The organism is Pseudomonas syringae (assembly GCF_021605415.1).
GTDB lineage: Bacteria > Pseudomonadota > Gammaproteobacteria > Pseudomonadales > Pseudomonadaceae > Aquipseudomonas > Aquipseudomonas syringae_S.
Window position 1 is genome coordinate 191,372 of sequence record NZ_WKEQ01000007.1, and the last position, 11,115, is coordinate 202,486.

General features: G+C 61.2%; 9 protein-coding genes. 5 read left to right on the forward strand and 4 right to left on the reverse strand.

The genetic code is table 11. From position 1 onward, the window contains the following. Positions 1 to 70 precede the first annotated feature (70 nt). The 5 genes from GIW69_RS07360 to GIW69_RS07380 all read left to right on the forward strand — a co-directional run bounded on the left by GIW69_RS07360 (position 71) and on the right by GIW69_RS07380 (position 5,676). Complete coding sequence (locus GIW69_RS07360; RefSeq protein WP_236481464.1) at positions 71 to 1,465, forward strand: TIGR01777 family oxidoreductase; 1,395 nt, start codon at positions 71 to 73, stop codon at positions 1,463 to 1,465. A 9-nt stretch (positions 1,466 to 1,474) separates the two neighbouring features. Next, a complete protein-coding gene (locus tag GIW69_RS07365) occupies positions 1,475 to 3,925 on the forward strand; it encodes an alpha/beta fold hydrolase (RefSeq protein WP_236481465.1) in 2,451 nt (816 codons plus the stop codon). Further along, complete coding sequence (locus GIW69_RS07370) at positions 3,922 to 4,431, forward strand: hypothetical protein (protein WP_236481466.1); 510 nt, start codon at positions 3,922 to 3,924, stop codon at positions 4,429 to 4,431. The genes GIW69_RS07365 and GIW69_RS07370 overlap by 4 nt, the downstream gene beginning before the upstream one ends. A gap of 86 nt (positions 4,432 to 4,517) precedes the next feature. Next, positions 4,518 to 4,973, forward strand: coding sequence for a hypothetical protein (locus tag GIW69_RS07375; RefSeq protein ID WP_236481478.1), 456 nt, complete (start codon positions 4,518 to 4,520; stop codon positions 4,971 to 4,973). Positions 4,974 to 5,292: 319 nt separating this feature from the next. Next, a complete protein-coding gene (locus GIW69_RS07380) occupies positions 5,293 to 5,676 on the forward strand; it encodes a helicase (RefSeq protein ID WP_236481467.1) in 384 nt (127 codons plus the stop codon). A 125-nt stretch (positions 5,677 to 5,801) separates the two neighbouring features. On the opposite strand, the gene GIW69_RS07385 is transcribed toward GIW69_RS07380, so the two are convergent. The 4 genes from GIW69_RS07385 to GIW69_RS07400 all read right to left on the reverse strand — a co-directional run. After that, positions 5,802 to 7,202 (reverse strand): aminoacyl-tRNA deacylase and HDOD domain-containing protein, encoded by a 1,401-nt coding sequence (locus GIW69_RS07385; protein ID WP_236481468.1) that lies wholly within the window; start codon positions 7,200 to 7,202, stop codon positions 5,802 to 5,804. A 79-nt stretch (positions 7,203 to 7,281) separates the two neighbouring features. Beyond that, the gene (gene recG / locus GIW69_RS07390) at positions 7,282 to 9,357 is read right to left on the reverse strand and encodes an ATP-dependent DNA helicase RecG (RefSeq protein WP_236481469.1); all 2,076 of its coding nucleotides are present in this window, start codon (positions 9,355 to 9,357) and stop codon (positions 7,282 to 7,284) included. A 9-nt stretch (positions 9,358 to 9,366) separates the two neighbouring features. Continuing rightward, the gene (locus tag GIW69_RS07395) at positions 9,367 to 10,296 is read right to left on the reverse strand and encodes a hydrogen peroxide-inducible genes activator (protein WP_236481470.1); all 930 of its coding nucleotides are present in this window, start codon (positions 10,294 to 10,296) and stop codon (positions 9,367 to 9,369) included. A gap of 279 nt (positions 10,297 to 10,575) precedes the next feature. Further along, positions 10,576 to 11,115, reverse strand: a 540-nt coding sequence (locus GIW69_RS07400; protein ID WP_236481471.1) for an energy transducer TonB, incomplete at its 5' end; no start/stop codon positions are given.

The window sequence follows — 11,115 nt, forward strand, 5'->3', positions numbered from 1 at the left end:
TTTTGAGCGTCTGACGACTGCGATTTTCCTTTAAACTCCCCACCCCCAAGGAATGCGCTCAGGACACGGAATGCCAGCCCCCTCGATCTCCCTTCGCCCCGCGCTAGTGCTCTGGCTATACGCCGCCGCAATCGTGCACATTCTCGCCGGCCTTACCCTTACCTGGGCCGGGCATTCCGGTTTACTCGACGGCTATCTGCAAGTTCTCGAACTCGCATTCTGGGGCGCCGACGCAGTACCCGCCGCCGGCCACGAACAACAAGTCTGGTGGCTCGCGCTGTTCGGCGCGACGCTGCAAAGTTATTCGCTGTACACGCTCGCGTTGGTGCACCTGGGCAATCGCTTGAAAGCTCCGGCAGTCTGGGGCTGGTTGATCGCCGGCATCCTGTTATGGGCGCCGCAGGATATGTGGCTGTCTGCGCAACAACAGGTCTGGTCGCACCTGTGGCTCGATGGTTTTGCCCTGTTGGTGCTGTTGCCGCCGCTGGTCTGGCTGTATCGCCATGACCGCAAAAAATCCCTTCCAGAAAAAGCACCGAACGAATCCAGCCAGTTTGCCGGCGGCGCCTACAAACGCGTGCTAATCACCGGCGGCACCGGATTTATCGGCGAGGCCGCGGTCAATCAATTACTCGACGCGGGCCACTCGGTCAGCGTACTGACGCGCGATCCGTTGAGTGCGGCCAATCTATTCAACGGCCGCGTCCGCTGTGTGCATTCGCTCAGCGAACTCAGCCACGACGAAACCTTCGACGTAGTGATCAATCTCGCCGGCGCCCCCGTCGCCGGCCCACGCTGGACTCCCAAGCGTCAGGCGCAACTGCTCGCCAGTCGAGTCGGCACCACCGAAGCGTTGATGACTTGGCTGAAGAACACCAAGCACAAACCAGCCCTATGGATTCAAGCCTCAGCCATCGGTTTCTACGGCGTGCGCGATGCCAGCGAAAGCCTCGACGAACACGCTAGCAAGGGTGACGGTTTCATGGCCGAACTCTGTGCGCGTTGGGAGGCCGCCGCGCAACCGGCCACCGAGTTTGGCGTGCGTCAGGTGGTGCTGCGTCTCGGTGTGGTGTTCGGCCCGGGCGGTGCGTTGTTGCCGCTGCTGATGCCGTTCCGAATGGGCTTCGGCGGTCGCATGGGCGACGGTCGGCAGATCATGAGCTGGGTGCATCGCGACGATGTGCTTCAGGTAATCGCCCGGGCCTTCGACGATGAAAGTTTGCGCGGCACTTACAACATGGTCGCGCCCGAAACGCTCAGTCAGGCCGCGTTCGCCGAGCAGGCCGGCAAGGTCCTCAAACGCCCGGTGTGGTTCCACATTCCGGCGGCGCCAATACGCGCGCTGGCTGGGGAAATGGCGGAGCTGTTTTTCGACGGTCAGCGCGTTGTACCGCAGCGTTTGACTGAGGCCGGTTACACATTCCGCTATCCAACCCTCGACGCCGCTCTGCGCGATCTGACCTGAGGATCGCTCATGAGCAAGCCCTTGATGTACTTGCTGGCCGGCAACGGTAGCGCCGCCGATTGGTGGGACGACGCGCTGCCGCACTTTCAGCGCTACGACGTGTTGCCGCTGGAGTTGCCGGGCTTCGGCGCCAATCCGCAGCCGCCCTGTGAGGATCTCGCGGACTACGCGCAGACGTTGCTGGCGATGACGGAGCAGGGCAGCGCGATCATGGCGGTCGGGGTTAACGCGTTGCTGGTGCTGCATGCGTTGCAACGTCGGCCCGGGCACTTTTCCCGCAGTGTTTTGCTGGCGCCGGTCGGTGCGTTTTTGTGGCAGCGGCGGCTGCCGGCATTGATGTCGCCGCTGCCGATTCGCAAGACCATTCACTGGCTGCTGTCGAACAAACCCACGCTGTTCGCGCGCAAGTTTTCCAACCAGACCTGGACTCCCGCGCAGTACCAGCGCATGGGCGCCGGCTATGCGCGCTGTCGTGCGTTTGTGCCGCACTGGGATCTGATTCGCGCCGATACCGCGTTGCCGCTGCTGGAGTGGATCAGCGATCCGGTCGAGTTGGTTTGGGGCGATCAGGACGCTGTGCTCGGCATCGAGCAAGCGGCGGCATGGTCGGCGATTCTTGCCCGCGCCGATCTGACCATCAGTCTGAAACCCGGCTGGGGCCATTACCCGTGGATCGACTCGCCCGCCGAATTCGCGCAGTGGCTGGAGTCGGGCGAGCGCGGGTTTATCGCGCACACCAAGGGCGGGCGTTTGCGCCTGGCTGAACTGGCGCGGCAAGCGGTGCCGGCGGCGCTGACAGTCAGCGATTGCACCGACTCGCGTCTGCCGGCATTTCTCGCTGGCCAACCTGATGTGACCTGGGCGGTGCGCTCCTCCAGTTATGGCGAGGATCAGGCCGATTCGGCGAATGCCGGTTTGAGCACCACCTATCTGCGCGAACTGACCGCCAACGTGCCGAAACGCATCGCCGAACTCACGGCCGAAGGCGTCGAGGAAGTGGTGGTGCAACGCTTCATCACCCCCGTAGTTTCCGGGATTGCGTTCGTGCGCCATCTCTCGGTAGAACTCGAATGGGTTGAAGGCCATCTCGAATCGCTGGCCGACGGTCACGCCAGCCCCTCACGGGCAACGCTTTCGCGGCTCGGCGGTGCCTGGCGCAGCGGCACGTTCACGCCGTCCCGTGGCTTGACCGAAGACCTGCTCTGGCGATTTCTGCAAGACGTGCTGCGCGTGTTCCACTACGTATCCGGCGACGTCGAATGGGCCTGGGATGGCTCGCAATTGTGGTTGCTGCAATACCGGCCAATCAGCGATTACGGCTGGCGCCGGCACCTGACTGCCGCCAACATCGCCGAGATCTTGCCACCGCAGCCGAGCATTTTTGTGGAGTACGCCCAGCGCCGGGCAGCGGCGAGTATCCCGGCGATCATGGCGCGTTGGGATGCGCGGGTGTTGCAGGACAACGAGCCGTTCACTGCCGTGTTCGGCGGCGCGTCCTATATCAACAATGATCTGTTTCTTTCCCGGCTGGCCGACTGGGGCATCAGCGCCAGCAACTACGCCGGTGAAGTTGGCGGGGCGACTCCTCATCTGCCGTGGCAACCGCTGAAGATGCTGCGTTCGTTGCCGCTGTTTTTGCGTATGCAACGCAAGGCTCGCGAGCATTTGCTGAATCTTGAAAACGGCTTACACCGGTTCGACCGGGAGCTGGCCGAACTCGTTGGCCAAGCTGCCGATGGCCAACAATTGGCGGACTGGTTCACCCGGTTTTACGTGTTCGTGGTGCAAGGCAATCTGTGCATCACCACGGCGCTGGCCAGCAGTGGCGGCGACTGGCTGGGCCGCCCGCCGACCGTGTACGACAACCTCGAAAACAGCCCGCATCGATTGCCGTGGGAAACCGATCCCGCTACGCCTCGACCCGCGTCGAGTGAGCTGCCATTACAACCATTCCCGCAATGGCCAAGTCTGATCCGTCTCGCCCATTCGAGCGGCCTGCCGGGCTTGCGTGGCTACTACCTGCAAGTGCGCGAGTGGTACCGCGACAACCTCATGCGCATCTTCTTCCGTCTGCATCACGCCATGCCGCTGGCGGATCGCGAACACTGGTTTGCGCCGCATCCCGACGTGCGCATCCGCGATGGCAGCTTCTGGCAGGATGGCCGTGAAGGCACTGAGCAGGCGACTGGGTTCATGATTTATCCGGGGCAGGTGCAAGGCATCCTCGGCGCCGACATCCTGCTCGAAGACACCCTCGATCCGGGGCGGCACGCGCATTACCAAGCGGCGCGGGCAGTGATTGCGCGGATGGGTGGGCGGCTGTCGCATGGCTCGACGTTGTTGCGTGAGTTGCGCAAGCCTTCGGCGGTGATGCCGCAAGTGGATACGGCGTGGGTGGGGTGTGAGGTGTTGTATCGGGATGGTGGGTTGGAATTGATCAATTCGAAGGATACGAAGTGAAACGATTGCTGATGTTATGTGTGAGCTGGTTGCCGATAGCGGTTATGGCGGCAGATGTTTGCAATCAGGAAGCTGACTCAAAATATTTCTTATCGCATTGGTCGCAGAGCAACGAACATCCAGAAGACATACTTTCCAGTCTCGATGGAAAAGAATTTTCTATCGATCCGGGCCACGTGGTTTTTCGCGGCGATCTAAATGGCGATGGCATCGAAGACTTCATCTTCAATTCCCGCGTCGGCATTGGCTCATCAATGGATAGCACATTCGCCTTCCTGATCCAGTGTCGTGGTTATTTGAGGTATTCGGGCGGCGATTACTTCGCCGGCGTCAAAGTTCTGGACGGCCCACCCAAGGGGGGAGGTGAGTTCAAGGACATCGAGATCTACTCCTACATCAGGGACAAGCGCGGGCGGATTCGCTACAAGGGTGAAAAGGCCATGACCCGGCCACATCTGTGGCAATTCAACCCGCAGACACAGCGTTATGAAGGGCAGTCTGAGTAAGTCGACGGTCCCCACTGCATTTATGGAGTTACTACGTGAAAGGATTTTCGATTGTTCTCGGCAGCTTGATATTGGCTGCCGCGTCCATGGCATTCGCTGCCGATCCAACTTTCAAGGATTACACCGTCACGCCAGTTTTCACCGGCCCCAACCATAAGCTGGTGCCGCAAGAAAACAGCAGCCCAATGATGGATCAAGCACGGGTGCAAGCCCTGAAAGGCAAGGTCAACTTCGCCGGCCATTACATCCTTCACAGGCTCGGCTGTGGCGGCAGCGCCATTTGTGGAGAAGTGCTGGACGTCCAGACCGGTGAAGTGGTTGGCGGTCTACCGAATGCTTACGACGGCAGCACCTTCAGCATGGTTTACCAACCCGACAGCCGCTTGATCATCGTCTCCGGCATCACGCTCGACGGTGAAGAGGACGCCCAAGGGAATGCGTTGGAAAGTGGTAACCGGGATCGTTACTACGAGTTTGTGAACAATGAGTTTCGGCTGCTAAGCATGACCGATGTGGAATCGTCGCCGATGCAACTCGCCTAGTTCATGGACAGCGCTAGAGTTTGAAGGACATTTCCGAGGGATTTGCAGGCCGGAAGATCAAAAGATCGCAGCCTTCGGCAGCTCCTACAGGTTGTGTTTCAACAGGTGTAGGAAAGGTGAAGGGTGAGACGCGGAGCGTCTCGGGATGCATTCCCACGCGGAGCGGGGGAACGATCAATGGGTGGGCATAGAATCGTGACTTGGTAGTCATCGTGCAGGAAATTGCCTACATCCTCTTCTATCGGCAGCAGAGACTGGCGTTATCGCTCGAATCCCTTACACTGCCCCGGCCGTTCATTTTCCTTTTGAGGCTGTGCGCATGAAATTTCGTTTTCTTCTGTGGATGCTGGGTCTGTTGATGGGTAAGGCCAGCCGGACAAATCCTGCGTTCCAGCAGCAGTTGGGTGACAAGGATCTGGTGTTTCAGATGCAGACGCTGGACGGGAAAGTGGCGCGGCATTTCGTGGTGAAGAATCAGCGGATTACCAGCAAGTCTGGCGTAGTGGCAGAGCCGGCGTTTGCGATTGCCTTTAAAGATGCGGCGTATGGTTTTGCCACGATGCAGGCGAAGAACAAGCAGTTGGCGTTTATGCAGGGGATTCAGGACAAGTCGATTCAGATCAAGGGCAATCCGGCGCTGGTGATTTGGTTTCAGGGGTTGATGAAGTATTTGAAGCCGAGGAAGGCTAAGCCTAAGGCTTGATACAGAGGCTTGAGTCGAAAGATTGTTGTGGTGAGACAGATAGATTGAGCTGGATTCATCGCGGGCAAGCCCGCTCCCACAGGGATCGCATAGGTCTTGTGGGAGCGGGCTTGCCCGCGATGCGTTTAGGCCTGGCTGAACTGCGAGGCCAGTTCGCGCAGCAGGACTTCGGCTTCGAGGACTTTGCTGACGACGTCGTTGGCTTTTTCGCGGGTCAGGCCGACGCGTTCGAGCAGTGCGTCGGGGATGTCCTCGTCGGGGCCGGAACCGATGCCGCGGCCGCGCAGCAGCCGCACGGCCAAGCAGACGAGGTTCGGGTATTCGGCGTAGGCGCCGTCGTAGCTTGGGTCGTGCTGGAAGCGCAGGGCGGTGGCCAGTTCGTCGGGCATGTCCCAGTAGCGCATCAGCCACGAGCCGATCTGTTCACGGCTGATGCCGAGCAGGTGCTGCTCGATGTAGCTGTGGCACAGGTGCGGGTTGACCTCCAGGTGGCGGCAGATCAGCGAGAAGTGCGGCGGGAAGACGTGGGCCAGCAGCAAGTATCCGAAGTTGTGCAGCAGGCCGGCGAGGTACGTCAGGCCGGCTTCCGGGCGCTGGGCACGCGGCATGGCGCGGGTCAGGCCTTCGATGACGGCAGCGGTGTAGATCGATTGCTGCCAGTACGGCGTGGTCTGTTGCGGGTGGTCTTTGGGCAAGCTCAGGGTTTTGCCGAGGGCCAGGCCCAGCGCGAGGTTGATCACCAGGTCGAAACCGAGCACACGGACGATGGCGTCTTCTACCGAACGAATCTTGCCCGGCGAGGCGTAGTACGGCGACGCCGCCCAGCTCACCACTTGTGCGGCCAGCGCCGGGTCGGTTTCGACCACGCCGGTGATGTCGTCGATGGTGGCGTTCGGGTCGACGCGCAGCTTGATGATTTTTTGCGCGGTTTCAGCCAGCGGCGGAATCTCGATGGTCGCTTCCAGGCGTTGCTGGATGCGGCGCGCGGTGAACGCTTGCACAGCCTGGGTGATTTCCTTGCGGTCATCATCAGGGCGGTCGAGGTTCGGACGAATGCTGGTCAGGTTCTCGCCGAAGTTGGCGGCGCTGGCCTTGGTAAGCATAGTCTTGAAGTGTTCGCTGGTGATTTCCAGCAGCACGCCCGGCTCACCGGAGTTGATCAGCAACTTCGGCTCGCGCAGCAGGCTTTCTTCGTAAAGGCACGGCGAACTGGTCAGCGCCGGCAGACCTGGCAACAGGCTCAGGCTGTGTTTGCCGAGCATTTTTTGCAGGCGCTCAGTCGACACGGCGGTCAGACGACGACCCGTCAGTTCGGCGAGGCGATTGAGGTCGAGCAGTTGGCTCTGTGGAAATAGCACCATCAGCGCGCCGACAGCGTCGTCCAGCAACACGGCTTGTACTTTGCGCGATGCATTGAGGCCGTGGTGGTCGAGCACTTCTTCGTAGACGATCCCGAGCTTGTCCAGCAGCAGCCGAATAACAGACGGAGCGTGCGGAGATTCGGGGGCGAGAGCAGCTTCGGTCATGGTCTGTATCCGTTTTTGAAACAATTGCAGGAGTATAACCAGCTCTGTAGGCGCGGGCTGTCAGAAACTGCGACGGTGCTCACACTTGGCCGTATTGCTGCCCATGACGCAGCCAGCGATCAAGCAATGGGCTGACGTGGGTCGGCCAACGTTCAAGCAACGCTTGGGCCGCATCACGCACGGCGGGCAGAAGATCGGCGTCGCGCATCAGGTCCGCGACCTTGAATTGAAGCAGACCGGTCTGACGCGTGCCGAGCATTTCGCCGGGGCCGCGCAGTTCGAGGTCTTTTTCGGCGATGACAAAACCGTCGTTGGTCTCGCGCATGATGCCCAGCCGCTGACGGCCGATCTGCGACAGCGGCGGATGATAAAGCAACACGCAATGGCTGGCGGCGCTGCCCCGACCGACGCGCCCACGCAATTGGTGCAGTTGCGCGAGGCCGAGGCGCTCGGGGTTTTCGATGATCATCAGGCTGGCGTTGGGCACGTCGACGCCGACTTCAATCACTGTGGTCGCGACCAGCAGTTGCAGGTTACCGGCCTTGAATTCGGCCATGACGGCGGCTTTTTCGACCGGTTTCATGCGCCCGTGGATCAGCCCGACTTTCAACTCGCCGAGGGCGGCGGTGAGGTCTTCGAAGGTGGTTTCGGCAGCCTGACAGGTCAACTCTTCCGACTCTTCAATCAGCGTGCACACCCAGTAGGCCTGACGCCCTTCGGCGCAGGCGCCGCGCACCCGTTCGATGACTTCGACGCGGCGACTGTCGGTGACCAGCACGGTGTTGACCGGCGTTCGACCCGGTGGCAGTTCGTCGAGGATCGAGGTGTCGAGGTCGGCGTAGGCGCTCATCGCCAGCGTGCGGGGGATCGGGGTGGCGGTCATGATCAGTTGATGCGGGCACATGCGCCCGCCGACGCCTTTTTGCCGCAGCGCCAGACGCTGCTGCACGCCGAAACGGTGTTGTTCGTCGATGATCACCAGCGCGAGGTTCTTGAACTGCACTTCGTCCTGAAACAGCGCGTGGGTGCCCACCACCATCGGTGTGCCGCTGGCGATCTGTTCCAGCGCGGCGACGCGGTTCTTGCCCTTGAGCTTGCCGGCCAGCCACGCAACGTCGATGCCCAGCGGTTCAAGCCAGCGCTTGAACGTGATGAAGTGTTGTTCGGCAAGGATCTCGGTCGGCGCCATCAGCGCAACTTGGTAACCGGCCTCCAGCGCTTGCAGCGCAGCGAGGGCGGCGACCACGGTTTTGCCCGCGCCAACGTCGCCCTGGATCAGCCGCAGCATCGGTTCGTGTTGACTGAGGTCGTAGGCGATTTCGTTGCCGACGCGCTGTTGCGCCCCGGTCGGGTTGAAGCCGAGATTTTTCAGGTACTTGGGCGGCAGTTTTTTCGCTTTGGGCATCGCCGGCGCGCGCAGCGACCGCATGCTTTCGCGCAGGCGTTGTTGCGAGAGCTGATGGGTCAACAGTTCTTCGAAGGCCAGGCGATGCTGGGCCCAGTGATGACCGAGGGCGAGTTCATCGACGTCGGCATCGGCGGGCGGGTTGTGCAAGTAACGGATTGCGTCGGCCAGCGGCGCGAGTTGATAGTCGCGGGCCAGTTCGGTTGGCAGCCAGTCGGGCAGGCTCGACGGGCCGAGCAGGGTCAGGGTCTGCATGCACAGTTGGCGCAAGCGCTGCTGGGTCAGGCCTTCGGTGAGCGGATAGACGGGCGTGAGGGTTTCATCCACTGGCGGCGGTTCGTCGCCGGTGATGGCGCGGTACTCCGGGTGGTAGATTTCCAGCCCCGACGCGCCGGGTCGCACTTCGCCATAACAGCGAATCCGCGTACCGCGCTTGAGCCCTTCTTTTTGCGCATTGCTGAAATGGTAGAAACGCAGGCTCAGCCCGCCGGTGCCGTCCTGCATGCGCACGACCAGGCTGCGGCGACGACCCATGACCACGTCGGCGCCGCTGACGGTGCCTTCGACCACCGCATCCTGTCCCGGTCGCAACGCACCGATCGGCACCACGCGAGTGCGATCCTGATAACGCAGGGGCAGGTGAAACAGCACGTCCTGAAGATTCTCCAGCCCGACTTTGGCCAGCTTCTCGGCCATGGCGTCACCGACACCTTTGAGTGCCGTCACCGACACTTGCGACAACTCGCTCATGGCGCTGGCTTAACCGTTCGTAACCGGTGCCGCCGGTTTGGCCACCGAGCACAGGCGAATGGAATCGGCGAGGATCTCGATGGCTTTTGGGCGCGGGAAGCTGGCGCGCCACGCGATGGCCACGGTGCGATAGGGCACCGGCGCCGACAGCGGACGCACTTCGATCACGCCCGGGGCGTAATGATGGCTGTGCACCGCCGACAGCGGCAGGATTGAAATGCCCAGGCCCGAGGCGACCATGTGGCGAATGGTTTCCAGCGAGCTGGATTCGACCGTGGTGTGCCGTGCGCCGTCACTGCCCTTGGTCAGGGTCGGACAGGCTTCGAGCACCTGGTCGCGGAAGCAATGGCCTTCGCCGAGCAGCAGCAGGCTCTTGTCGTTGAGCAGGCCGGCGTCGATGGATTCTTTCTTCGTCCACGGGTGCTGGGCCGGCATCAGGACGTAGAACGGCTCGTCGTAGAGTTGCAGGGTCAGCACGTCGGCTTCGTTGAACGGCAACGCGATGATGATCGCGTCAAGCTCGCCGTTGCGCAGTTTGTCGCGCAGCACGTGGGTGAAGTTCTCTTCGATGTACAACGGCATCTGCGGGGCGACCCGGTGCAGTTGTGGAATCAAGTGTGGAAACAGGTACGGGCCGACGGTGTAAATCGCGCCGACTTTCAGCGGAGCGGTCAGCTGGTTCTTGCCGGCCTGGGCCAGCTCGCGGATGCCTTGTGCCTGTTCCAGCACTTTCTGCGCCTGGGCGACAATGCCTTCGCCGACCGGGGTCACGCGCACGGCGCTTTTGCTGCGCTCGAAAATCAGCACACCGAGTTCGTCTTCAAGTTTCTTGACGCCCACCGACAGGGTCGGCTGGCTGACGTGGCATTTTTCGGCGGCATGACCGAAATGCTGCTCTTGGGCGAGGGTAACGATGTAGCGTAATTCTGTGAGAGTCATAGCAAGCGTCCATGAAGATGCGGGCCAAGCATACCGGCTGCAATCGATAGACGCACGTTATCAGACTGAGGGAGGCGTGCGACACCGGACAATGTGGGTTTGCCGCGGGTAGATATACAAAAGGCACCTTTCGGTGCCTTATTGGCGGGTTTCTGGCGGCTGACGAAGAACCCTTGTAGGAGTGAACCTGCTCGCGATAGCGGTGTGTCAGGCGATAAATGACTGACTGACAGGGCCCCATCGCGAGCAGGCTCACTCCTACAGGTACTGCGGTGTTACTTAGCGGCGACGTTCCAGTGAGTAAACAAACGGCGCAACAATTTCGATCGAGCCATTGGTCAGCATGTCGGCCGGTGGCTTGGGCAGCGGTTGCGCGCGGCGGATCATTTCCAGGGTGGCCCGGTCAAGATCGGCGTTGCCTGAGCGGCCCACCAGTTCGAACGACAGCACATTGCCTTCGCCGTCGACCACGAAACGCAAGCGGTTCAAGCCTTCCTTGCCACGCGACTGAGCACTTCGCGGGTACTTTTTGTACTTGGACAAATGCGCGAGCAGCGTGCCTTGCCAACTGGCCTTCGCCGCTTGTTGAGCTGGCGATGGACCCGGCGCGGGCTGGGCGGATTTCTCCGTCGGGGCCGGCGTCGGTGGCGTGTCGGCCGGTTTTTCCTCGGAAGGTTTTTCCTTCGGCGGATCGGGCAGCTTCTTCTCGACCGGTTTTGGTGGTTTAGGCTTGGGCGGCTTGGGTTTCGGCTTGGGAACCGCGATTTCCGCTTTCGGCGCTTCCGCCAGTTTCGGAATCGGCAGTTCTTCAACCGGTGC

Coding starts and splice junctions, on each gene's coding strand:
- GIW69_RS07365 (WP_236481465.1), top strand. CDS start 1,475: ATGAGCAAGCCCTTGATGTACTTGCTGGCCGGCAACGGTAGCGCCGCC.
- GIW69_RS07375 (WP_236481478.1), top strand. CDS start 4,518: ATGGCATTCGCTGCCGATCCAACTTTCAAGGATTACACCGTCACGCCA.
- GIW69_RS07385 (WP_236481468.1), bottom strand. CDS start 7,202: ATGACCGAAGCTGCTCTCGCCCCCGAATCTCCGCACGCTCCGTCTGTT.
- GIW69_RS07380 (WP_236481467.1), top strand. CDS start 5,293: ATGAAATTTCGTTTTCTTCTGTGGATGCTGGGTCTGTTGATGGGTAAG.
- recG (WP_236481469.1), bottom strand. CDS start 9,357: ATGAGCGAGTTGTCGCAAGTGTCGGTGACGGCACTCAAAGGTGTCGGT.
- GIW69_RS07360 (WP_236481464.1), top strand. CDS start 71: ATGCCAGCCCCCTCGATCTCCCTTCGCCCCGCGCTAGTGCTCTGGCTA.
- GIW69_RS07395 (WP_236481470.1), bottom strand. CDS start 10,296: ATGACTCTCACAGAATTACGCTACATCGTTACCCTCGCCCAAGAGCAG.